The 24,275-nt window shown below is 56.0% G+C and carries 21 protein-coding genes; 2 read left to right on the top strand and 19 right to left on the bottom strand.

Going from position 1 to position 24,275, the window contains the following annotated elements:
* A complete protein-coding gene (locus tag ACR0BI_RS21365) occupies positions 1 to 1,584 on the top strand; it encodes a sensor histidine kinase (RefSeq protein ID WP_480563002.1) in 1,584 nt (527 codons plus the stop codon).
* Between the two features lie 96 nt (positions 1,585 to 1,680).
* Positions 1,681 to 2,352, top strand: coding sequence for a response regulator transcription factor (locus ACR0BI_RS21360; protein ID WP_170766193.1), 672 nt, complete (start codon positions 1,681 to 1,683; stop codon positions 2,350 to 2,352).
* Positions 2,353 to 2,536: 184 nt separating this feature from the next.
* Here the strand turns inward: ACR0BI_RS21360 and ACR0BI_RS21355 are convergent, their stop codons facing one another.
* The 19 genes from ACR0BI_RS21355 to ACR0BI_RS21265 form a co-directional block, all read right to left on the bottom strand.
* Complete coding sequence (locus ACR0BI_RS21355; RefSeq protein ID WP_170766195.1) at positions 2,537 to 3,901, bottom strand: HAMP domain-containing sensor histidine kinase; 1,365 nt, start codon at positions 3,899 to 3,901, stop codon at positions 2,537 to 2,539.
* A gap of 525 nt (positions 3,902 to 4,426) precedes the next feature.
* Positions 4,427 to 4,750, bottom strand: coding sequence for a hypothetical protein (locus tag ACR0BI_RS21350; protein ID WP_170766197.1), 324 nt, complete (start codon positions 4,748 to 4,750; stop codon positions 4,427 to 4,429).
* A gap of 92 nt (positions 4,751 to 4,842) precedes the next feature.
* A complete protein-coding gene (locus ACR0BI_RS21345; RefSeq protein ID WP_480563001.1) occupies positions 4,843 to 6,213 on the bottom strand; it encodes a sensor histidine kinase in 1,371 nt (456 codons plus the stop codon).
* Positions 6,200 to 6,877 carry a response regulator gene (locus tag ACR0BI_RS21340; RefSeq protein ID WP_170766201.1) on the bottom strand — a complete coding sequence of 226 codons (678 nt, stop codon included), beginning with the start codon at positions 6,875 to 6,877 and terminating at the stop codon, positions 6,200 to 6,202. Before ACR0BI_RS21340 ends, ACR0BI_RS21345 begins: the two co-directional genes overlap by 14 nt.
* Positions 6,878 to 6,988: 111 nt before the next feature.
* Positions 6,989 to 7,516, bottom strand: coding sequence for a roadblock/LC7 domain-containing protein (locus ACR0BI_RS21335; RefSeq protein ID WP_214652764.1), 528 nt, complete (start codon positions 7,514 to 7,516; stop codon positions 6,989 to 6,991).
* Between the two features lie 702 nt (positions 7,517 to 8,218).
* The gene (locus ACR0BI_RS21330; RefSeq protein WP_480563000.1) at positions 8,219 to 10,132 is read right to left on the bottom strand and encodes a type IV secretory system conjugative DNA transfer family protein; all 1,914 of its coding nucleotides are present in this window, start codon (positions 10,130 to 10,132) and stop codon (positions 8,219 to 8,221) included.
* A gap of 16 nt (positions 10,133 to 10,148) precedes the next feature.
* Entirely contained in the window at positions 10,149 to 12,077 is a 1,929-nt protein-coding gene (locus ACR0BI_RS21325; protein ID WP_480562999.1) for a relaxase/mobilization nuclease domain-containing protein, read from the bottom strand.
* A complete protein-coding gene (locus ACR0BI_RS21320; protein ID WP_480562998.1) occupies positions 12,070 to 12,690 on the bottom strand; it encodes a helix-turn-helix domain-containing protein in 621 nt (206 codons plus the stop codon). Before ACR0BI_RS21320 ends, ACR0BI_RS21325 begins: the two co-directional genes overlap by 8 nt.
* Positions 12,691 to 13,038: 348 nt before the next feature.
* Positions 13,039 to 13,266: a hypothetical protein gene (locus ACR0BI_RS21315; protein ID WP_480562997.1), complete on the bottom strand. Its 228-nt coding sequence runs from the start codon at positions 13,264 to 13,266 to the stop codon at positions 13,039 to 13,041.
* A complete protein-coding gene (locus tag ACR0BI_RS21310; protein ID WP_480562996.1) occupies positions 13,263 to 13,622 on the bottom strand; it encodes a DUF2958 domain-containing protein in 360 nt (119 codons plus the stop codon). Before ACR0BI_RS21310 ends, ACR0BI_RS21315 begins: the two co-directional genes overlap by 4 nt.
* 70 nt (positions 13,623 to 13,692) lie before the next feature.
* Positions 13,693 to 13,893 carry a hypothetical protein gene (locus ACR0BI_RS21305; protein ID WP_480562995.1) on the bottom strand — a complete coding sequence of 67 codons (201 nt, stop codon included), beginning with the start codon at positions 13,891 to 13,893 and terminating at the stop codon, positions 13,693 to 13,695.
* 344 nt (positions 13,894 to 14,237) lie between these two features.
* Positions 14,238 to 16,289 carry a DnaJ domain-containing protein gene (locus ACR0BI_RS21300; RefSeq protein WP_480562994.1) on the bottom strand — a complete coding sequence of 684 codons (2,052 nt, stop codon included), beginning with the start codon at positions 16,287 to 16,289 and terminating at the stop codon, positions 14,238 to 14,240.
* Positions 16,290 to 16,363: 74 nt separating this feature from the next.
* Entirely contained in the window at positions 16,364 to 17,260 is an 897-nt protein-coding gene (locus tag ACR0BI_RS21295; protein ID WP_480562993.1) for an ArdC family protein, read from the bottom strand.
* A 215-nt stretch (positions 17,261 to 17,475) separates the two neighbouring features.
* A complete protein-coding gene (locus ACR0BI_RS21290) occupies positions 17,476 to 18,363 on the bottom strand; it encodes a hypothetical protein (RefSeq protein WP_480562992.1) in 888 nt (295 codons plus the stop codon).
* Positions 18,360 to 19,451 carry a MarR family transcriptional regulator gene (locus ACR0BI_RS21285; protein WP_480562991.1) on the bottom strand — a complete coding sequence of 364 codons (1,092 nt, stop codon included), beginning with the start codon at positions 19,449 to 19,451 and terminating at the stop codon, positions 18,360 to 18,362. Before ACR0BI_RS21285 ends, ACR0BI_RS21290 begins: the two co-directional genes overlap by 4 nt.
* Positions 19,452 to 19,585: 134 nt before the next feature.
* Positions 19,586 to 20,869 (bottom strand): plasmid replication protein RepC, encoded by a 1,284-nt coding sequence (gene repC / locus ACR0BI_RS21280; RefSeq protein WP_480562990.1) that lies wholly within the window; start codon positions 20,867 to 20,869, stop codon positions 19,586 to 19,588.
* A gap of 165 nt (positions 20,870 to 21,034) precedes the next feature.
* Entirely contained in the window at positions 21,035 to 22,030 is a 996-nt protein-coding gene (repB, locus tag ACR0BI_RS21275; protein WP_480562989.1) for a plasmid partitioning protein RepB, read from the bottom strand.
* 73 nt (positions 22,031 to 22,103) lie between these two features.
* A complete protein-coding gene (gene repA, locus ACR0BI_RS21270; protein WP_480562988.1) occupies positions 22,104 to 23,321 on the bottom strand; it encodes a plasmid partitioning protein RepA in 1,218 nt (405 codons plus the stop codon).
* Positions 23,322 to 23,831: 510 nt separating this feature from the next.
* On the bottom strand, positions 23,832 to 24,170 hold the full coding sequence (locus ACR0BI_RS21265; RefSeq protein WP_480562987.1) for a DUF736 family protein: 339 nt from the start codon (positions 24,168 to 24,170) through the stop codon (positions 23,832 to 23,834).
* Positions 24,171 to 24,275 lie beyond the last annotated feature (105 nt).

Below are 24,275 nucleotides of genomic sequence, written 5' to 3'. Positions count from 1 at the left end.
ATGCATTCGTCTACTCTGTTTGGAATCTATGCTGCTGTTCTGGTCGGCTTTTTGGGTGGGCTTGCGGGCCTTACCCTGTACAGCCTTGAAAAAACCCGATGGTGGGATGCCCGGATTTCACTGGCTCAAGAGTCATATGGCCTGCATCTGAGGCTTGAGGCGGATCTGTACCGCCTGTTCAAGCAACACGGTGACGCACTCCTAATTGGCGATCGGGATGATGGGGTAAGCGAAGTAGAGCTGCAGGAGAAAATCGCCCAGACTTTGGATGCAATCCGAAAAACCATTGCCCGGGAAATCCAGATGGTGGGCGAAGAGGAGTTCGAGGAACTGGAGCTTCTTGATGAGATCGAAGACGACATAGAAGCCGTCAACGCAGCTATCGCAAACCTTTCAGAGGTAGGTAGCCCGATTGAGACATTTGTGCGGATCGAGCGACTGGCCGCTCTGCTGGACGGGGATATTGACGATGAACTTGATCAAAAAATTCAGGCTGCGCTTGATGAAGAAGTAGAGGAGGTTGAAGAAGTCTTGGCCGAAGCAGCAACCTTTCGAAAATGGAATGAGCGATTGGTTTACGTGATCGTTCTTGCCGCCATAGGTGTGTTACTGGTGGCCCTTGTGTCGTTCAACCGCCAAATCAGAAAACCACTTACGTTGCTTGCAGACGGCGTTGGGCGCCTGCGCAGGGCCGACTATTCGAAGCCCGTAGATCTTGGTGGTAGCCGTGAATTCAGAGAATTAGGCACTGTTCTGAATAGCATGGCGGAAGGCTTGGCTGCCCGCGAAGCAAGTCGCGCCGAGCAAAAAAGGCAACTTGAAGATACGGTCGCCGCTAGAACATTCGAACTTCAACAACTAATCGACAAGCTTGAGAGGGGTGAAGAGAACCGCAAACGATTGATGGCCGATATTAGTCATGAGTTACGGACACCACTGGCAATTATCCTTGGAGAGGCCGACGTTACTTTAAGGACATCAGACACGCTGTCAGAGGATACTTCCGATTCACTCGCCCGTATTCGCGATTCCGCAAAGCACACCAATCAAATCGTTGATGACATGCTAACGGTCGCTCGGTTCGAGGCGGGTCAACTTAGGCTGGATCGCAAGGAAACGGACCTACGAAAGGTGGTGCGGGATGCCGTGGCGATGTTTCCTGATCCGGTTCAGGTCGAAAGCCCGGAAGGTATGGTGATGGCTTCGGTGGATGAGGTTCGGCTTCGCCAGTCAGTACTCGCGTTGCTGCAAAATGCACGACGATACGGAGGCCCAACAATCAGCGCAACATTGGAAGCAGGGCTCGCGTCTTGCTCGATTACAATCGAAGACGACGGTCCCGGACTGAGTGCAGCGGAAAAGTCCCAGGCGTTCGATCGGTTTTTTCGGGGCTCAAACGCCTCGGGGCAGGGTATCGAGGGAAGCGGCCTCGGGCTTCCGGTCGTTAAGTCGATTGTTGAAGCCCATGGAGGGACTGTTGACCTTCAAGATCGCCAGGAGGGCGGGCTGCAAATCATTATAACGTTGCCCAAAGCACCCCGAATGAAAATTGTACAATCCGATGTTCAACGAGAAACGGGCTAATGCCTGTCTGCTTCAGAAACAAATTGCAATACCGGTAATACCTCACGCAGCTTTGCAAATACACGGTTTCAGACAGAAAGAAAACTGAGGCACGCTATGAATATTCTACTTGTCGAGGACGAAACCCGCGTAGCTGACTTCATACGCCGCGGATTGTCTGCTGAAGGTTGGTCCGTTGATCATGCGCCAAGCGGGGAAGATGCCTTGGAGCACGTAGCCTCCGGCAATTATGATATTATCTTGTTGGATCTGATGCTACCGGGAATTCAGGGACAAGATGTGTGTCGCAAGCTACGTGCCCGAAAGTCAAAGATCCCTATCCTGATGTTGACCGCCTTGGATAGTTCTGAGGAACGGGTAGAAGGATTGAAGATTGGTGCAGACGACTATCTTCCTAAACCCTTTGATTTCGACGAACTCATCGCTCGGATAGAAGCGTTGCACCGCCGCGCCAACAGCTATGCAGATGACCTCAGCAACACTGTGATTACTTGCGGAGCACTTACATTTGACAGGCAATCCCTTCAGGTTGCTGTTGATGGTCAAGAAATCCAGTTGTCAAAAAAAGAGCGCGATCTTCTCCTTTTGTTTTTAACCAATGTTGGGCGCGTTTTATCCAGAGAGCGGATTTTGAATTCGGTTTGGGGCATGAATGAAGATCCATTGACCAATGTTGTCGATGTATATGTCGGGCGCCTCAGACGTAAAATCGGTGCAGAAGGTCAGCGGATCGTGACACTCAGAAATGTCGGCTATCGTATGAGCTGAATACTTCGTTTGTGGATCCGTCGGAGAGGTACCTCCAGTGAAGAGCCCTACGATTTGTGGAAGGTCGAATACCCTTGCTCCGGTTCTTGAGCGATCTCAGGACTTGAAAAGAAGACTCCCACAGAATTCTCTTGCCCATTCTGTGCAAGAGAACGCAGCACGCCAAACAATATTTGATAAGCCGCTACGCAATTTCAAATTGAATAGAAACTGCCAACCCAGGTGAATTATTTGTAGCCGTCAAGAGCGCTGAATGATGGTCTGCAATTGCCTTCACCAGTGCTAAACCCAAACCATTGCCAACACTGTTTCGCTCGCTTTCAAGCTTATAAAACGGAACAAAAAGCTTACCCAGTGTGTTTTCGGGAACGCCGGGGCCATCGTCAACAACCGAGAGCGTAATGGAGTTTTCATCTTGTTCAACGGTCAGGCGAACATTGGAATGTTGCGGGCAGTGATCGATTGAGTTCTGCAAAAGGTTTGCACAAAGCTGTTTCAGCATACCTTCATCGCCTTCGATTAGTGTACGTCCTGATTGGTTCTCCACAAAACTGAGACTTTGGCCCTTAACTTCCGCAAGTGGTATCATGTTCTCAACTGCTTCTCGACCCAGTCTGTTCAAATTCAGATAGCTGAAAGCTTTGGGACTGTTACCTTCTTCGATACGGTTGATCCGTAAAACTGTTTCGAAGGTCCATTTGAGACGATCAAGTTCAGATTGAATTTTGTCAATCGGCTCTAAAGATTGACCATCTGATTGTAGGGAATCCTTCGCTTCCTGAAGTGCGATATAAGCATGAGTGAGCGGGTTTTTCAGATCATGCGCAATGGCGGCAGCGGCTGATCGAGTCGTCGACATCAATGCTGTCAGGTTGTCGAGATGGCCGTTCATCAGCCGCGCAACCCGGTCTATCTGATCGTTGTTTTTGCCGACTGAAAGCCTCGCTCTTACTTCACCCTTTGAGACTTTGTTCAGCGTCTTCGCCATTTGATCGAGTTTGCGATATGTTCTTATGCTGGAGACGTACCCAACTAATAAAGTGCACAACGTTGCTCCAAATCCGATTGCGACCAAGGACCATGCCAACGAACGAAGTGTGCTTTTCACAAATGCAAGATCGCGACCAACCACGATTACAAAGCCACGGTAGGTTTGCACATTTACCCGATGGATACGTTTTTCACCGCCCAGATTTATGCCATCATCTTCGATTTCTCCCCAACCTCGAAAGGAGGGGTAATTATCGATATTTCCAGCCAGACGCGTCCCTTGGCTATCGAACAGGCCGATCAAACTGGTGTCGAACGGCAACCAGAGGGTCGCATCATCGATCGCTTGTACGACATCGGAATCGTTGTCGTTGTCGTCCAGAATTTCCTGAATGAAACGCATTTCGTCGATTAACAACGAGTCCATTTCCCGCTGCAGGTCGCCACGAATTCTTTCGAATGTCAAAAATGCCAATGCTGTAACGGAAAGCAGTATCACCACTGCTGCATATAACGCTGTGGTAAACGCTGCCCCAGATACTATGTTTGAGCGTTTCATTAGTCTCTTCATCCGGTGATAGTGAAGACCACATCCAGATTCGAAAAAACAAACCTATTCTGGCCAGCCAAGCGCGTGATCCGACGGTTGTACCTAATATTGGAATAAAAGTATGGGGAAATTGCATGAGATTGTCGCACCACTGGTAATTTAGGCTCGGCGAAGTGCAAAAAGGCCGATGCACTGAGTTTTACGCGTATCTTGTTAGCTGAGCGTTTCCGCCCAATACAGCAACGAGTAGACCGTAAGTTAGGGCGAATTTGCAGCGCCCCTTTCCGAGGGGGGTAGAAAGGAGCGCTGCTTTGGCTGAGGGACGCTTGCTTACGAGTGAGTGGCCCATGTTTTCACGGTACCGGTGACACCCTATAGGAGGGCTACGAGTGCTTCCTCAGCCGAGTGATTGGTTTCAGTTTCAACCCCGATGACATCTTCTGCTGCGCGTTCTTTCCAATTGGTTTTCACCAACCTTACATTTTTGAAAGGTTCTCGTATCTGGGTCCCTGATTAATGAGGGCTCTATGTCGATCACTCACCCTTTGTGCAATGCCCGTGGTCTTCGATTGATGAGGCCCCATGCGTGGATAACTCATAGGTCATAGTTGGAAAATGAAGCGCCAAGGTCCAGACTTCGTCGGGCTTGATGTGGATGAATGTCACACCATCCAAACCGTGCGCAACGGAGGCCATGCCCTCTGTGTTATCAACTATCAGGCGCGCTTCTGAGAGATCAGCTTCCTGAAAGATTTGAATGACTTCACCATTTGTATCCGACGTGCATCGGAATTCTGTTTCGTCTGCGAACGCCGCAGCCGCAGGCAAGACTGCCGACAGGAATATTGCTTTCTTCATCGTTGTTCTTCCGTTCAAAAAGTTGAGCCTTCAGGTTTGAGATGTCCGAGAGTTGGTTAAAATTTAGAGCGGTATAGGTCTTCCACTTGTATTCAGGCGGCGATGAGGGACTTCCCGAAGCTCACGCAAACCCGCAAGCCTGGTTCGTTGCTCTCAGCGGTGACTATTGCGCCGTGCCGTATCGCGACGGCCTTCACAAGCGATAAGCCAAGTCCATTGCCAGCTTCGTTTCTTGCGCTGTCAGCTCGGAAAAAAGCTTCAAATATCTTGCTGATTTGAGGTTCCGGAACCCCAGGCCCGTTGTCCGCAACGACCAGTTCAATAGCTTCAGACTTGGCCGTAAGGGAAATACTGATCCAAGTTCCCGAGGGGCAATACCGAAGTGAGTTGTGCACAAGATTGACGAGCAGCTGTTTCAGCATGCCCTCGTCACCTCGTATCAAAATCGTGTTGGCGTTGTATTCAGCCGAGATGTGTTTGCCCTCGTCGACCGCAACCGGATAGAAAGCCTCTGCAACTTTCTCAACGAGCGTACTCAAATTGACTGTTTTAAAGTTGTTTTGATGCCCGCCCGTCTCGATCTGAGATACTTTGAGTATTGTGTCGAAGACAGTTCTGATGCGCTTAAGGTTGCACTCTAAATCGTTGAGGCTTGGTTTCGGATCGCCCCCATACTCAACTTCGCTGTATGCCTTCTGCAACGACATGAACCCGTTCGTTAATGGTACTCTCAAGTCGCGTGCAATTGTGACTGCAGTGGTTTGAGTGCTGTTGAGTAAATTCGAAATCCAGTCGAGACGTCGGTTAACTATTTGGAAAATCCGATCGAATTGATCGCCTGTACCTGAGACCGGTAGACGAATAGCGGCGTTTTCTTGAAAAGCCTGATCGAGAGTCCGCTCGATCCACTCGAGTTTCCGAAAGCTCTGAGAACTGAAGTAGTAACCAAGCCCCAAGACAGCGGCAGTTGTCGCAAGTGTCAGCAGCAACAACCCCTCCCAAAGCGTCGTCAAAGCCTGATCGAGTGAAGTCAGGCTGCGGGCGACGACTGTGCGAAATCCAAGGTAATCAGACGTATGAAGCATATAGACAGGGGATGCTCCACCGATTTGAACAAAATCCGGATCGACCTCGTGCCAACCAATCTCGTCGGGCGATTTCGCAATTGATCCAGCAAGGGCTGTACCTTGCTGGTCGAACAATGCGATAATGTGAAGCCTGGTTCGATTGGGACTGTTCAAGTGTTCAATCGCTCGCTGAACTGCGTCTGCCCCACCGTCCAACAATATCTCATGAAGCAGGAGCTCTTCGTCGAGGATTTGTTGCTCAAGGTCAGAACGGAGCCGGTCTTCCAGCGCCAGATATGCAGCGTATCCGAAGACAGCAGTAATGATCCATACGATCAATGCTGCGAAACAAGCTGTCTGGAAGGGAGCGCCTGAGAGAATGCTAGCGCGGCCCATGAAGGCTGTATCCAACGTTTCGAGACGTGTGCAGAAGCGGCGTCTCAAAGGGTTTGTCGATCTTCGACCTCAGACGGCTGATATACGTCTCGATCACAGTCGAATTTGGATCGAAGTTGTAATCCCAGACTTGCTCCAAAAGCATGGTGCGTGTCACCACTCGCCCTGTGTTTCGCATCAAAACTTCCAGCAGCGCAAATTCACGGGGCAACAAGTCAATTGTAACATCCTGCCGCTTCACCACCCGGCCGAGCAGATCCATTGACAGATCATGGACTTGAAGCTTAGTCGTCGAGACGCCGGAGGGTTGTCGCCTGACAATGCTGTTCAAACGGGCCAGAAGTTCTGAAAAATGAAAAGGCTTGACCAAGTAGTCATCTGCACCTTCGGTCAAGCCCTCAACTCTATCCTGAACATCTCCTAAAGACGTGAGAAACAGAACTGGGGTTTGTTTCTGTGCAGCCCTTAGGGCCTTGAGAACGGAAAGACCATCCATTCCTGGCAACATTCGGTCTAGGATGATGGCATCACATTCATTGTACAAACAATATGACAGGGCATCCCGACCATCTTCGTACCACTCAACACTAAAACCGTTTGACCTTAGTCCAGAATTGACAAAGTCGGCAGTCTTTTTGTCGTCTTCTGCGACGAGTATTTTCATTTCAAGACCTCCGAATAAGTCAGTGGTTCCGCTTATCGCAATTACCAATAGTCGGTTAAGTGAACCCAGCCATAACGAGATGGCTAAGTCCATTTGGAAAATCGTTGCAGACTAGAGGCTCAACGTTTCTTCGACAGCTTTCACCTGAAGCCGCGCGAGACCCAGATTGGCGGTCTTCTTGTCTAACGCGACATACACAAAGATGTTTGGGTTTTTGTCCAGCGGGCGGACCAGATGAAACTGTTTGCCAAGTGTGATCAGAATGTCTTCGATAGTATCGTTAAGTTTCAGCGCTTCGATTGCCTGAAGCTTGGCGCGAACGACTTCAACATTCGCTGCGCCTGCTGTTTCAAGATCAAACTTTGCACCACCCTCTGTGTCTAGGACTAGGCCTGTGTCACTGTCGACGAGACACGCCCCCAAAAGACCTTTGATTTCACCTAGTTTAGAAATGTCCAATGACATGTTTGGCTCCTTTATGGCTTTGGATTTGTTTGTCTGAACCGCACCAGATATTTGATTGAATGGACGAACTCTGTTGTTTGCTGCTGGAATGGTGATGACGTGCCTTTGAACCAGACCAAATCTTTCGTTAAATCTGGCCAACACAGAGGTGGCATCACCTTTGGGTTTCGACATTCGCTATCCAATTCTTGCTGTGATCATAGAGGTAGAACGTCGAACTGGATGCCTGCCGCTTCGAATTGCCTGGGCATGAAGGAATAGCTGATCCACCAATCTGTCATCCAAACTTGGGAGGGCGCTTGTGCTCCGATGGGCGTGACACTTGGGATCTGAAGTCACTTTCCGAACTGATGCACCGAGGTCCTGAGAGTGATTGCGGTCTCTATGCAAAAAATTAAGTGCGGCAATGCAGGCTAGGGCCAAATATTGGGCATTGTTGGCTGAAAGGGCCAAGACACTTTCGGGGCTCAGAAGGAATGCGAAGCACAGATGCCCGAGTTCAAAAAGAACACCAGCCAAAATGGATAAAACAGAACTCAGCATAAGACCCTCGCCTCGTTACCAATCAACTAAGCGGTCCGTAGAGTACTGGGAGTTTTAACCGACCTTTCAGACAGCTTAAAAATTTGTAAGGATGTGTTTTTTGCATTGGTGTGAAGTGAAGCCTTAGGCGCAATTGGCTCATTGACTGTCCTTGCGAGTATTCAGCCGCCGGCAGTGGTTTAGAACGAGCTGGACAACAGTTCTTAATTGGCAATTGTGTGCGCATTACCGACCTTCGTGCAGAGCGCAGCATTCGTTTCTCTGGGCTCACTAGCAACCTTCGCCGCAGGGAACGCAAAGGCCGGCATTTTGCAGTTCACAACTCAGCCAGTTTTATGCACCCAGCAACTCCTCAATAAAATCCTCCTGCCGGTCGAGCGCCGCCTCCCATTCCTTCGGCACCGCTGCTTCCCGCTCGAGCGTTTCCGGCTCTGACTGCCCACGCCCAGCCTCCATCGCCATCACGCTCATCGCGCGCGCTTCGCGGCGCTGCGAGCGGTCTCGGACAGGCGCACGTTCGGCTGGTTTGACTATCTCGCCTACACCGACCGCGTCACCACTGTCGCCACCCCATGGCCCCACGCCCTGCACGCTCGGCGGATAGGGGAACGGCTTGTCCTCTTGGCGAGCTAGCATGTCCTTGAAGAAGGGATCGTCGAAATACTTGATCCGGCTTGCCTTGATCGGGTGCTGTGGAGAGGCGAGGATGATGACCTCATCGGGGTCCATCAGGCGCGCTTCGGTCTCAGAAAGCAGAGGCCGTTCTTCCAGCCGCGCCGAGGTCGAAGTTGCCCCGAGAAAACCCTTGTTGCGACCATACATCCTAGTCACCGCCTCGCGGGTCGTGCTGCCAACGGCGGCGGAAACCTCCTTCACAGTGCGCTGATCGCGCGGTGTGATGTAGAGCTTGAGCCCTGCCCCGTTCTCGAGGCTTTCGCGGCCCTCGGGTCCGTAGATCCGGTCAAGCGAGGCCAGCGACTGCGCGATCATCGCGACGCGGCCGCCATAGCTTGCCAGCGAATGGATCGCGCGTTCGAGATAGGGCATCGCCCCCATCTGCTGGAACTCGTCGATCATCATCATGATGGGCCAGGGCTCGTCAGGCCCGGGCTCGTTCAGACGGATCGACGCGATGAGATCGGCGAACATCAGGCGCAGGAGCGGCGCCAGCGTCGCGATGTGATCCTCGGACACCGCGATGTAGAGCGACTGCGGGGTCGTCCGGAATGTCGAGAAATCGAAGTCGCTCGCCTCGGTGGCCGAGCGCACGGCCGGGTTGTCCCATTGCTTGAGACCGGCAGTCATCAGTGCCTGGATGTTCGAGGTCAGCAGCCGCGACGAGGCAGAAGCCGCATTGGTCCAGAGTTCGCGCAGGATGTCTTCCTCAGCCTCGTCCGCATAGGACTTGTACTGGGCGTTCTTGTATTCGCCGCCCGCGACGATCTTGTTCACCTCGCCAAGGTTTGGGGTGCCGCGCTGGATCGCCAGCAGGCACGCCGCGACAAAGATCGACTTGCCCGCCTCCGAAAAGGTATCGAGCGTCTTGTTGTCCTTGTCGAGGAAGAGGTCGGCGAGGATCGAGACCTCGGTGAAGCGCTGCGCAAAGCTCGGGGCCTTGGCGATCCGGGCCAGCGGGTTGTAACGATGCGTGGCATTGGCCCAATCAAACGGGCTGAAGCGATAGACCTCGTCACCGTTCAGCGCCCGTAGCCGGGCAGTCTTCTCGAAGTTCTCGCCCTTCACATCGAGCACCACGACCGAGCCCGCGAAACTCAGCAGGTTCGGGATCACGAAGCCGACACCCTTACCGGCGCGGGTCGGGGCCACCATCATCACATGCGGGATGGTCGTCGAGGAGATGAACTCGGCCTTCGAGGTCGGCGCACCGAGTTTGCCGCAGACAAAGCCTTTGCCGGGGGCCTGCAGCATGTCGTTCTTCTTCAACTCCGCCTTCGTCTGCCAATGGGCCGATCCGTAATCGTCCCGCTCCTTCTTCCAGGTCCAGGCCAGCGCCAAGGCGCCGAGGCCGATGGCCCCGAAGCCGACGGCGCCAAACCCGACCTTGAAAGCCTCGGGATGTGCTGCGCGGGTGCCGGCGCTCGCTTTCCAGAGCGCCAACATGTCGAAGCTCTGAAACCCGGTTTTCAGGGCCAGGGTCAGGTAGAAGGCGGCGACGATGGTGCCGATAACGGCGCCGCAGATCACGCCGAAGAGGAGCGCGGCCCAGAGGGGAAGTGTCTTGGTCATGGTGGTCATCTCCCCTTTAGAATTCCATCTCGTCATCGAGACTACGGTCGCGGCCAAGATCACGCCCCATTTCCTGCGCCTCCTGCTGGCCGCGCAACCGCGCGACCTCGGTCGCCTTGTCCTGCTGCAACCCGGCGGCCCGGTCGGTGAAGACCTGATCGCCGGTCTCCTCGAAGGTCATCTCCAGGAACTCCTGCGTGACGGTGATCTGGTCGAGCTTGCTCGGCAGGGCCGCTTCAAGTACCTCGAAATTGCCGCGGCGAAGCTCGGCCAAGCCCTCCTCACCCAACTCCTTGAAGAGCTCGGACTGCAGGGTCCGCTCGATCGTCTCTTCCTGTTCCTCGCTGAGCTTACCGTCTCGCAGCATGTCGGCGAGTTCCTGCAGGTAGGGATTGGGCGTCCGGTCGTCTTCGTCGATGAGCGGTAGCGTTGCCTCCTCCTCGTCCGCGAGGGTTCGGCCGATCTCGACGCCCATCTCTTTGGCGCGTTCCATCAGCGCGTCCATCACGCCGTCGACCTTTTCCAGCGCGGCATCGAGATGGTCATCACTCGCGGTCTCAACGCTGAAACCGTCTTTCGCCAGCACCGCGTTCATGTCGCGCTCGACCCAATCCTGTGCCATGCCGTAGTTCCGCGTGCCGCCCGCCGTGATCCGCGCCACCAGTTCCTCGCTGTCCATGCCCACCTCCTCGGCGCGCGCGAGCACATCGGGCAGCCCATCGTCATTGCCGGACTGCAGCGCGGCGATCAGCACCTCGCTGCCCGCCCCCGGCGGATAGGGTTCTTCGAGCTGCTTGCCAAACCGCGCGCGCAGTTCCGGGTCCGGCACCATCTGCGAAAGGTCCGCGATGATCGGCGCGGCCTTGGTCTCGAAGGCGGCGCGCTCGGCCGGGTCCAGTTCTTCGGCCTTGAGCCTGAGCGCCTCGATCGTGCGCTCGGAATAGTCGATCGCATCACCGACGGTCTTGATGTCCTTCATGTCTATCTCTCCTTCGGTGAAGTTCCACGGCGTGCCAGAGCCAAGCCCGTCCGCCATCCCGCGCACGGCGCGGGCCATGTGGCTCTGGTCCATCCTGTCCAGCAGGTCGGCGAGGTTCTTGTAGTCCTTGGCGAAGTCCACCAACTGAGCCTGCGCGATGGCTGACTCTTGCGCGGTCATGACAATCTCGCGCGGCAGGCGGGCCTCTCCCTTGGCGCGGTAGATTTCCTCAATCCCGGCGGGTTTCTCGAAGATACCCCGCTCGAGCCGGGTGGTGGCGTCGAGCGTCACGCCGTAGCCTTCCGCGATCTCGGCCTGCTTCTCGCGCAAGAGCTGCGGCGACATCACGCCCTCGGCCCAGCAGGAGAACCAGGTGCCGTTTTCGACGCCGCGATTGTTCAGAATGATGTGGGCATGCCTGTGCGCCCGGTCGTCATGGACCGCGAGGACATAGTCCCACTGGTCGCCGTATTTGCCGCTCTCGAAGAAATGCTCCGTCCAGTCCATCGCGATATCGCGGACCTGGTCGACCGTCACGTCGGTCGGGAAGGACAGCAGCATGTGCGAGGTGAACCCGAGCTTGGTCGAGCCGCGCCAGGTACCGGCCCAATCCTCGATGATGTCCTCTTTCTGCTCCTCAGAAAGCACCGCCGCATCGGTCAGCGCGTTGGTCATCGTCGAGTAGGTGTAGACGGCCTTGTCATTGATGTAGGAGATCTGCGCTCGGAGCGAAGCACGCGTCTTACAGCCCCCCGCCCGGATCCGTTTGAACACTGCCGCCCGGCTCTGACCCGAGGCCGCCTTCAGCGCGTTACGCGCTGACATGGACCCGACGCGCGCGAAACTCCGCCCTTGCCGACGCCCCGCCAGCCGCGCATCGATCCGCGCCGCGGCCTGGCCCCGGATGCGCACATCCTCCCAGAGCCGACCCATGACCGAAGCGTAGAGGGCGAGCGGATCAGCCATTGCGCACCAGCCTCAACCCATCCTCGATCACGCGCGGGCTGTCCTCCAGAACTTCGCTCTCCGCCCCCTGCCCTTTCTCCTTTTGTGGCCACTCCTGATGACGCAGCGCCTGCGCCGCATCTTTCATCCGGCCCATCTCACGGCTCATGGACTGCGCCAGATCAAGGAGTTCGATCAGCACCGCGCGATCCGCCTCCGAGACCTCCAACCGACCGCGATGCACCGCCTTGGCGAGCACCAGTCCAGCGTCGCTCACATCCTTCGCCTGACGCCACGCGGCGCAGTATTCCGAGACCAGATCACGCGGCACATCGAGGAATCCACACCGTCCGCGTAGCACTGCATTCAGCGCCTGAGAGCGGTTGGCATAGCCCCGTTCGTGCCACTCCGCGTCGAACGCTTCCAGCTCGGATCGACTGGCCCGGAACGCCACTGTCTCGCTCGGATCGCGCACCGCGATCCCCTCCCCCGCCTCCTCTTTCGCCAGCCTGTTCACATGGCGTGGAGAGATGCCAAATGCCGCCGCCAGGTCCTTCGCGCTCTCGCCCGCTGCAAAGCGCCGCGCCACTTCGATGCGCTGCTCAAGCTTCAGGTTTTTCGCTGGCCTCGGCACGGGTCAGACCCCTCGGACAAAATGTGCAAACATTGGGCATATCCTGCCAACGTCTTCCTTTTCTCCTTCGCTTATACTTCAATACATCATATTGCGCAATATGATGTATTGCATGATGTATCTTTTTGACCGCCGTTTCTGGCACCTCCATCAACAGAGTGCAGAGAGGCCCAACTATTCAATGCACTTCAAACCGACACCAGTCGGGGAACAATGAGGCCTTCAATTTCGCCAGGACGCCGCCAAAATTTCGTTCAGCCCTGTTCGCGTGGGATCATGAACGAAACTGAAAAAGGCCACCCGGAAATGGGCGACCTCTTCTTCTGGATGCTATGCGACGCGCGACCGTCAGGCGGTAGTACCTTCATGATCCGTCAGAACCATGTTCGCGGTGACACCAACAAAAAGCGGCGTGATTTGATACTCGCCCTCGTCGCTATTAGGCGGCGTCACGGCGACGATTGCCACGGCTGGTTCGCCATCGAGGAAGCAGGAGAACAGCGCGAAGTTGTCGTGCTCTCCCGAAGTCAGCGCCTCGAAGGCGCTGATGTGTTCCGGACGGATGTTGCTGCTCATGTGACGATCCCTCCGGCTTCGCGGGCGCGTTCGGTATAAGTGCTGAGTGGCGCGTTAGCTTTGAAATGGAGGTCGCGCTCGATCGGCAGGCCCAGGCGGCCACGAAGCGCCTTTAGGACGCTGAGCCGAACTGAGCCAAGTTCGGGGTAACCAAGGCTGAGGTCGCAAAGCCCGAAGGCGATGTCGGGATCTTCCGGGTCCGTTTCGCTGAGGAGCCAGGTGGCACCCCCGTCAGGCGTGAAGAGCTTGACCACCGGCGCGAAGTCGATGATGTCTTCACCGGCTTCAATGCGCTCTTGGTTGGCGCGGCCATTGGCGGCCAGCTGGTCGAGGATGGATTGGGGCAGAAGTTCCATTGTGTCTGTCCTTCATATGAAATGTCGGTGAGGTTTGGCGGGAGGGACGCGTGGCCCCTCCCCGCTCGGGTCACTCGGTGACCTGGCCGTCGTCGTTGTCGGCTTTCGGCTCGAAGAGAACGAGTTCGCCATTCACCGGGTTTGCGAAGAGCTGGATGGTCATGAAGGACTTGGCGCCTTCGTTCTGCGGAAAGGCAACGCCCACCTTGTGGAAGCGGGTCTTGCCATCCTTGCCGGTGTCGGGGGTGGTGACGGTGTAGTACTTGGTCATATCGGTTCTCCTTCGTTTTCGATGCAAACGGGAGACCGTGACTGCCCGGACCGGCTGTCAGGCTGAACTTTGACGCGCGAGGAATGGGCGCGAAGCGCACAGGGGAAAGTTCTGCTTGAAGGGGGTGGCTGAGGGCCGTGCCCGGCAGACGGGCCAGGTCACGGAGATTGCATCAGAAAGAAAACGAGAGGGAGCCGGTTTGAACCTATTGTAAGTATCACGTCATTCCCGACGGCCAGAGATGCCTAGACCCTGAATTCAAGCACCGTCGGATTGGTCGTTGATATACCCCCTACCTGAATAGATAGACGGATGATCGCTTGTGGCCTGAAGTGTCGACTGCCTCAGTCTGCGGTGCGAACACCACGGAAACGCCCACGTTGCGTGCGGGTCTCGATGACCAAATCGCCATCATCAACATAAGCACGCCGGATGGGTGCCTTTGTCAGTGCAATGCCAAGTGCTCGGCCATCTTCGGCGAAGACACGAACCCCCTTGCTCTCGACCAAAAGGACCATTCCACCGCCGACTAGCAAGTCGCATTTGGCCGAACAGTCCTCAAGTGCCACCAGTTGATCGCCATCGAGCACATAGAGACGCGTCGAGGTCATCACATAGAGGAAGGCCTCGGTTTCGATGATACGAACCGGCACAGAGCCGACATCATAGATCGTGGTTGGCGTGCCGTCCTGGTCCACGCGAACAACGCGGCCAGCGTATGAACCGAGAAGCGTAGTTTCTCCGGTTCCCGAAAAGGCAGCGGCATAAATCCAATCCGCCTGGGCTGCAGCGCCGAAACTGATCACGATCTCAAAACCGTCATCCCCTGCCCCGCTGCCGTCGAATTGTTCCGGGTCCAGACCGGTCAACCGTTCGGAAGCGACGTTCACGGCCTTCATCCGCTCCTCGTTTCCGGGACTGAGATCAGGATGCAACTCTCGCACCAATTTCCGGTATCGCTGGCGGATTTCGTCAGGCGTAACCGGCATCTGAAGTCCCATCACTTCGAGCGCGTCGTCGATTTCGGCCGCCGAGCCAAAGCTGGCACCACCTATCCGGATGCGAGTGGGCTCTTTTGCTGGCATTCGCAGGCCCCAAAGACGTTCGCCTTTCCTATCGATACACCAGGCCTCATCAACATGCGTGAACAGATACCGGTCCCGGTCAGGCGTCAGCGCAATGCAGCGCAACGCGCGATGCGCCTCGCTCTCTACCAAACCCAGGCGATCTCGGTTCGCCGAAACCTCCGGTGCACGCGCAAGGTCGGTTTCGAATTCGACCTGTAGACCTCCGTCATAGATCGTCAGCACATTGCTCTTCGAGCGCAGGGCAAACCCCTTACCTTCTGGGTGGACCGCAATGTGATAAGGGTCGCGGTGCAGGGGAATCGGCGTTCCGGATCGACCTTGTGAATCGCTGAACATCACCGCACCAGGAGCGCCCAGGCTCGCGTCCGATTTCGCAAGATCGTCGAATGAGAGCGCACCACGGCGCGTGCTGTAGTGCTTACGGAAAGCGGGATCGGGCCGATCGTCTTTGGCGATGGGCTCAATCACGATCTCGGCCCAGGCACCCTGCGGGTCCGCAAAGGCTTCCTTCGTTGTGGGGAGTTCAACCGGTTGCTCCCATGCATTTGGAGACGGCGGGAGGGGCACGATGTTCATTCGCTTTGGGTCCAACTCACGGGGACGCGTCGCACGAGCATCTTTCCGATGCGATCCGGGTTTGTCAGGCTCGGTGTAAATCGTCTCTGCGGCGACCACAGATATTTCGAAACCGGCCAAGTACAGCTCATAGGTCTTGCCGCTCTTCGCGCGCCGTACCTCTCCCGACTTTTCCAGATAGGAGACCAGTCGGCTGGCCCTGCGGCCATCATCAATGCCGAGCTCAGCTTTTAAACGATTTTGCAGAACGCCCGGCTTTGCACGGATGGCATCCCGAATCCGGTTGAAGAGGTCGAGGTCGACGAAGTGTTCTTCGGCCTCGACCCGATAGGCTTCGAGGAAATCGAATTCCTGAACCAGTGCACTTAGCGCGGACAAACCGTCCTGGTCGCCAGTGATGGCCATCATCGTGCCGCCCTGAGAGAGCGCTGGTATCCGTATGTCGAGGCGTTGCCCGTCGCTACGCGGATCTTCCAACCAAGTTCGCAGCAAGGGCAGGCTCGCACGCGCGGCGGCAGCCGCCGCAGGATAATCCTTGGCCGAAACAGACGATGTCAGCCTTTCGAGTTGGGTGAAATAGGAACTATCAGGTAGCGAGGGGTCTGCGATCCGGAAAATTCCCGGCCCTGGTTCGGGACGAGCCTGTTTGCGCGGCTGCTCCCGCGCAGGCTCAGCTTGCTGAATATCGCCCGCAGTGGATCGCCCAAACAGCCATTTGAAAATGCCAACCATAATTCGTCCTTGAAATAAACTTCTGAACTATCGTCATCGCAAAACCATGGAAGCGCAATCCCTGAGAAAGCCGCCTAAACAGCGACCTCTTCCGTATTTGGCTGCAGCCCATGCAGGTAATCAACGGCCTTCTGCGCATGCGCGGCAGCTTGGAAGATGAACCGTTTGTCGTTGCGAAGACCTTCGAGCCAATGCGCAATGTAGGACGCGTGCTCGTCACGCGGTTCCGGCGACAGACCAAGGTCAGCGGCCAGAAACGCGGCTCCAAGCTCAGCGACGAGTTCTTCTTGTGCATAACCTTCATCGCCCCAGCGTTTGCGACCGAAGCTGCGACCAAGGCGCTTGGGGTGGCGAGTCCAATGGCAAACCTCGTGGCCGAGGGTTGAATAATACGCCTCGGGGGATTCAAAGGTCTCGAACGGCGGCATCTGCACATAATCGGGATCAACCGCATAGAAGGCTTGATTGCCGCCATGGCGAATATCGGCCTCGGTAGCTGCAAAGAACGCGTCAGCATTGGCATCACGCTCGGCGGTCTCGGGCATCGGTTCGGCCACGGCGTAGTACGGCTCGGGCAGTCCCTCGATCTGATCGACGTTGAAGACGGTGTAGCCCTTCATGAAGGGGATCTCGACCTCGCGGTCCTGGCCCGCATCATCGGTCTCCGTCTTGCGGAGCTTATCGGCGTAGATGACGAGTTGACCCTTGGACCCTTTGCGGACCTGCCCGCCGAGCTCGAGTGCCTGACGATAAGTCATCCACGTGGGTGCGGCGTAGCCATGGGCGACGGACGCGGCCCAGAGCAGGATGATGTTGAGGCCGCGATAGGCGATGCCGTTGTGGCGCAGGGGCCGGGTGATGCGACCGGCGAGGTGTTCGGCGCTCCAGGGCTTGTGCCAAGGTCGGGTGCCAGCTTCGAGATCGGCAATGATCTTCTCGGTGATGCGGGTGTAGATGTCGGGCTTTGCCATGTGATCCTCCATTGTCTCGTCCCCGTGCGGGACGCGGGAGGAAATGGCGGACGCAACAAGCCGGCCGTGCATGGTCAACACGGGAGCGTCAGCTAATGGAGCGGGCAGACCATTGCGCGGGCGGCGGCGTCCGCCAGACCCGCGATCCCCTTGCTCGCACGGGGATGAGACGGTGGAGTTCAGAGCGGTAAACCCCCTACCCCACCGGACCAAGATTAGATGAATGGCTCGATTGCATCCTGAACAACGGCGCTCAAGTCACGTTGCCGCAAGATCCGGTTGTCAGGAATCCAGTCCTCTGCGCCCTCAAATCGCGCTGCGGCGACAGGACCATCCTTCTGATAGCCCTCGAAACCGTCGCCATCGCAGAAGCGCCGGGCGAGGATGGCTATCGCCACCTTGACGGTTTCTGCGTGCTTACCAGCCAGTGCGGCTTCGAATGCAGAACGCAAAGCCTCCGTTCCGCCTTTGTAGTGCTCAAGGCAATAGCAAAGGTCGTGCGCATCCTTGGGTTCGGCACGGTGATCGAAAGCAAACGCCTTGAGGCAGGTGAAACTGATAATGTCGGCATGCCGGATGGTTTCAGTGGTGACGCCACCGTCGTCCAGCAGTTCGGCCGTGATATCCACGGTTTCATAGTGATCCAGCACCATCGCCGAATGCGGAATGTGAATTGCTGAAACCGCACCTTCCGAGGGCAACTCTTGAAGCGCACCGCCCCTCTCATCTCCGGCGTCCGCCAGGAATTCCAAAATCAGAACCGTGCCGTCGACCAACTCCTGTTGCCAGCGCCATGAGAGCTTTTTGCCGTCATTGTTTTCAGACCGTTTGAACCCGATGGCCCTGATATTGTCCTCTAGCGTCCGGTAGGCCTCGGTATCAGCGAGCAGTTTCATGTCGACGACGACATCAACGTCACCGGTTCCCGCGTGTGCAGGCACTGCTGGTGGGCGTTCCTTGATGAGGTAGCGTGGCGTCAGACCGCCGACGAGGAAGATGGAGTCGCGCCACGGCCCCAAATGGCGGATCAGCGTGACCAGAACGCGCTCACAGGCCTCGGTGACAGTTTGGTTGTAGCCTTGAATAGCCGTCGGTTTCTTCATTGCCACACCAGTTTTTGCGACCGCAGATGCTCTGCCATTTCCTTTGAACGGCCATGATCTTCCAGCAGGTCGAGATAGACTTGCAGAGGCGAGGCAAGCAAACGTTCGTTTTCGTCACGTTTTCCACGTCGCAGCTTTTTCGACCCTGCGTCGATGACCACGAGGTTTGCACCTTCGGAGACCTCTCGCGCACCAAGTATTGAAAGGAGTAACTCGCGACCGGTTTTACCGCGAACACGCACAGCCAAATCTGAAACGCTAGAAAGGAATGGCGCGTAAGATTGGGCTGCAAACTGACCTGTGAGTTCCAAGTCTATATTTCCGTATGGCGCTTCACGCTTGATTTGCCTCACCATTTCTTCGGGTTTCATCCGCGGAACGTAGTACCGGCTTCGTTTCGACGCACGGCTTGCCAGAATGCTGTCACGCCAGACATCCAAGAGGACATCTGGCCGGATCAACCTGCGCCGTTTCGCAGGCCCCTCCCCTCTCACATCCAGCCAATCGCGGCGCTCAAGATCCTTGAAGGTCTCGGAAACGGTTGCCGCAGACACACCGGCATATTCGGCAATCTCCGTGCCACTCACCCATTCGCCTGGACGATCGAACAAGGCGTGCAAGACCTGTGCACGGGTTCCTTTGAACACGTTCATGGCCCGCCGCTTGGCACGCTTGGGTTTCGGCCTCTCGATCAGCACAAACGTCTCATCGACACTGACAAAGAGCGATCCGCTCAAGTCGTGATAGGCGACCTGCTCTTCCTGAAGAAAGTCCCGAGCCCCTTCCGAAACGGAACGTGCGAGGATCATCGGAACATACCGCCGGTTGGAACTATCCAACTCCCGCAAGTATCGTTTGAGCTGCCAAACAATCTCTCGCGCGTCTCGCGGAAACACATCGCCTCGGGTTTCCACCACGAAGGCGATTTCACGACCTGCCACGACAGCGTCAAGAATTGCATCCGGGCGCAAACGCTCACCAATCCTCGCTTCCCAGGAGATTTCGCCCAAGTGAGCGTTAGGAACCGCCTCAAAGCTGTCGCTCAGGCTTTCCATCAGGTCTGGATCTATATTCGCGATTTCTTCCATATTCACTGTTCAGCAGATTTAGCTGTTTCTCTCTCATATTCACTAAAAAGTCAATATTCACTGTTCAGCAAACTTACGCACAACAACATCCCGACCATTTGAGCACACCTTCAGCAAGCTAGGTGACGCCCCAGTCATGCAGCTTGCCCACTGAGCCTGCCGTAGAAGCTGCGTTCGAGATGCAACTCCCCTGCCCCGGCTTTCTGGACAATGCCACGCAGGTATCCGCCCGGGGATGCCACTTCACCGGCGCAATGCTTGTCGAAGGTCAGAACCAGTGCTGCCGTGGCGATTTGAGGCCCAAGTCTGTCCTGCGCGAGGTTCCAGGCATGCTCGGAAACGCCGATCATCGGTCTCAGCCGCCCGGCAACCCGGTGCAGATCGCCCCAATCCTTCAGATATCCGCCCATATTGCGCGCCCAGGACGCGAATTCCGGACAGGCCTGCATCACTGTGGGCAAATCAAGCGCCGCTCCGCGTTTCTTGCGCGTTTCCGCAACCCAATCTTCCAACTCCCTATCCACCTGCTCTTCGGGTGGCGCATTGGGCACCACGCCCGCCGCTAGCTCAGTTTCTGAGCGATTACAGGTTACAGGATTAAGTTGAGTTGTAGTTAGTATATGAGGTTCAGTAATGACCTCCCTGGGGTCCATTTCTTGAGTCTGCTCACTGATTTGTTCGGTGGTTTCAGCGGTGTTTTCCACAACCTCATCCGCCCGAACTGCCTTGAGATAAGCCGCCTCGACGCGCTCCTGAAGCTCTCCGAACCATGCCAAGAGCCGCGATAGCGTCTCAGAACCCGTGTTCCGACGCGGAAGGCGCTCCAGGAGATTCTCGAACAACCCTGAAAGATGCTCCCAGGGCCCTCTCAGCGCGCCGCTGAAGGCCGCTTCGATCCGGGCGCGGATCATCCGGCGCGCAACCGTGATCTGGCGCTTCAGGCGTTGGCAGAGCTCACGTTCGGCCTGCAATTCAATGTGTAGCTGCTCAAACTCCTCTACACGGGCCGACAGTGGCGACAGATCGAACCCGTAGGCCTCGATAATGCGCCCGTCAGCGTCCCTATGGCCCCACCGCTTGCCATTGGGGCTGTCCTTAAAGGAGATCACGCCAATCTCGGCCAGACGCCGCGCATGGCGCTTGAGTGCCGAAAGTGAGAAGCCCGTCTGCTCCATCAGATAAGCGTTTGATGCCCAAACGATCGGGCGCTGCCCCTCTTCCCAGTCCTGGGCCTGTGTGAAGGCCCCAAGCGTATCGAGAAGAAGCATATCGCCAGCCTTTAGGCCAATGTGAGCGCCTATGCGCTTCACAGCAACAAACGTCCGTGATTTGGGTACAGCTACCCATTCACCGGCTTGGGCATATTGCTCTGCAATACCAAGTCCCGGTGTCGGCTTGCGCCAACCGCTCTGTGTCATGCCTGTATTTCACCTCCGTGGTTTATGGAGGCAAAGGAATCCCGTTCGCCAAAACGACGTTCTTTGATTGACAGTGATTCGCGGGAGCGGTATCCAGTAGGTGTCTAATCTAATCGGATAAGCTCTCGGGCCGGATCGGCTTGGGGGCTTTTCTTTTGCCTCAGGTCATGATTTCGATGTCTCCTCAGTTTTTCTGAGAAACTCCGCGTAGAGTTCATCGAGGTTCTCCGAGAGAAACTCTCCGAACGCCGCGGAATCCTTGGATGTCAGCGAGATGTTGTAGGCCCGGCCAGTGCGTCCGATCACGCCCTTGATTCGGCCCTCTCCAGCCGTCCAGGTGCGCTTTGCCGGCGCGGCCTTGGACTTTCGGCGCTTGGGCGCCCTGCCCGCTTCCGCCACCTTGCTGTGCAAAACCTCGAACTTCGTGTCGCTATCGAGCTGATCAAAACCATCCATTCTGAGGATACGGTCGGCAACCTTGAGATTGGTGTTTTCCGCCATCAGCTTTTTGAAATCTTCCCAACGGTCGCGCCCGATCTGCTTTGCGGGGCCAATCGCCTCGATCACGTGGCTCGGCACAGTGGCCGCGACCGAAAGCATTCGCGACAGGAGCGTTCCGTCGATCGTGAGCGCTTGTTGGATGACGTCCTTCTCCTGACCAAGATCACGCAGGTTCTTGGCAAAGAGCGCCTTCTCTATGAAGGACAAGTCAGCGCGGGCGGTGTTCTCCTGGCCTTGGGCGAGGACGTGTGCGACATCATCCATCTCCTTGACCACAGCCCGAACCGCACGCCCCAAGGCGCGCGCAGCGCGCACACGACGATGACCGAAGACCACCATGTAGCGGCCTGTCATATCCGGGTGTGGGCGCAACAGCACGGGCGTGTCCTGCCCACTGGTCGAGATAGAGCGTTTAAGATCTTCGAATGCTTCGTCATCGCCGCTCAGCCGGTCATTGACGAATGACGCATCGATAAGACCAGTGTCGATCTCGACGATAGTTTCACCCTCCAGCAACCGCTTGGAGTTCTCGGCAAGACTATCGATTGAGACCTTCATGGATTTAGAGGCACCGCGCATCGCGTAGCTTGAACGTTCCGAGCCGGGCTTGGTCTGGCTTGCGTCGCCCATTACGGATTTCAGCAGGTCTTTTCTAGCCATGTCGCCCTCCCCAAACCTATCCGGAAAATCGCAGTTGCACGGCTGTCAAAACCGATCTGCACGGCTGTCAAAATCATGGCAAGTCGCGCCCCCATGCTTGATGAACAAGACCTGCGATCTCGTCGTTCACGGCATTCAGGGATGCAATAGCACGATCATAGGTCGCCCGAACGAATTGCGCCCGTTCGACCTCGTAAAGCGTCTGCTTTGTGATCCCTGCATCCGAAATCGCGGTGGACTTCACCATTTGCGCCTCAAGCATCTGGTTGGGGAACATTGCCTGCAGGAAGCCAACCATCTGCTTTTGCGGACCATCGGTTGGCTCGAAGCGCGTTACGAGATACCGGAACCATTTCAGCTTCATCTCGGCACCGGCTTCCCGGATCGTCCGAAGGATGCCGCCAAGCATTAAGAGAAACTGGCTCATCGACATGACATCCAGCATCTGAGGATGGACTGTCACCAGAACCGAAGTAGACGCTGTTAGAGCAGTTAGAGTCAAATATCCAAGCTGCGGGGGGCAGTCGATGACGACAATATCGTATTGATCCTCCACCTCCTCCAGAGCCTTAGAGATCCGTGTGAAAAATGCTCGACCCTCTGACGGGTCACGACTCGTGAGCGCGACGGGGGTGTCATACTCGTACTCCTGCAAGTCGAGGCTCGCCGGAACAATATCGAGGTTCGGGAAATTCGTTGAACGAATGACCGTGCTAATAGGCTGCCGTTCTTCGTCATAGCGAAGCGTCTCGTAGAGCGAAGAAACAGAGTCTAACTCAGGCTGAATGCCGTGTAGCGCTGTCAGGGACGCTTGAGGGTCAAGATCGATCGCAAGAACTCTGTGGCCCTTCAATGCGAGATGCTGCGCCAGATGCGATGCTGTTGTGGTCTTGCCGCTGCCGCCCTTAAAATTCACAACCGAGATGACGTGAAGATCTTCGCCTTCTGTCCGATGCGGCAGGTAGCGGCGCTTGCCTGGGCGACCGTGCTCATCGAGATAGGCGCGCAGCTCTAGCATCTGCTCTGCGGAATAGGACCGACGTCCCGAAGATGAAGTTTCGGGTTCAGGGCCTTTTCCCTCGAGGTGGAGCTTCTTGATGGTCGATTGCGTGACACCGAGATAGTAGGCGACCTCAGCGAGTGAGAACTGGCGCAACCCCTTTTGAGCATCAGGTGGATACTGTTCCTGACGCAATATATTGAGCCTGTCAGAGATCAATTCTCCTTGTTGAAGGATGATCTCATCAAAGGGAATGACCCCGTCTCCGCTATGGAATGGTTCTGCTTCCATGCCGCCGCCTCGCCTAATATCGCTTTTTGTGCGATTTCTCTCGTTAAACTGTGACTTAACCCGGAAACGGATTGTCCACAACGATTTTCTCGGCAGAGCAAATCGAGTGTCGCAAAGGAATACAGCCTTGTGCGTCCCACAACACTACGCGGGCGATGTCGCTTCGACTACAATATCTTGCGATATGAGTAGAGATTTTCGGGGTCCACTGAAACCCCGCTGAACGTGCAAATTCTGCTATCATACTGATTTATATTTGTTTTCTTGGATTGCACGGCTGTCAAACTTTCTGGTGAGGCTTTTGCGCGACTTATTCTAGCGTCAATCCAACCGAACGCGGGGAGTAACCAGTAAGTGACTGTACGTGGAAGTGGTTCCTCAACTGCTGCATCGAGATGAAGGGGCACGCCAACGCGTTCAAATCGCTGGAGTGATCGATCTGGGGAGAATCGATACCCCCGATTCTCTTGTGGGGAAATGCTGGCCGGGTACTCCGGCCAGCACTCGTGACTAGGCGGCGTCCTTCGGCCCCCAGGGGATGACAGCTTGCATTGCGGCATCATCTTGGTTTGCCGCTTTTCCGAGATTGGCATTGAAGGTAAAATCACGAATGGAAAGGGTGAAGTAGTCTGCACCCGTGTCGCGGTTCTGCTTCTTCCAGATTCCACCGCATTCGACCAGGCGGCCACGTGGCGAGCGACCAAGGACGCGATGCGTGGGAGCCAAGGGGTTGTCGCTGGCGATCGGTTCGACGGTGATGTCGATGTCGAAGGTCAGGGTAGAAATCGAACCGACGCCCTTGGCGGTCTCGATATCGGTGGTTTCGAATTTGATGCAGTTGGTCGTCATAGCTGTGTTCCTTCTCTGATGTTGCAATGATGGTCAGAGGGCAGGGGTCAACGACCTGAACACACCGAAGGCGAAGCGGAGCGGAGAAGGGCAGGGGGCCTGAAT

It is taken from the genome of Ruegeria sp. E5 (genome assembly GCF_056534105.1).
This window is presented reverse-complemented; position numbering and strand designations above follow the sequence as displayed.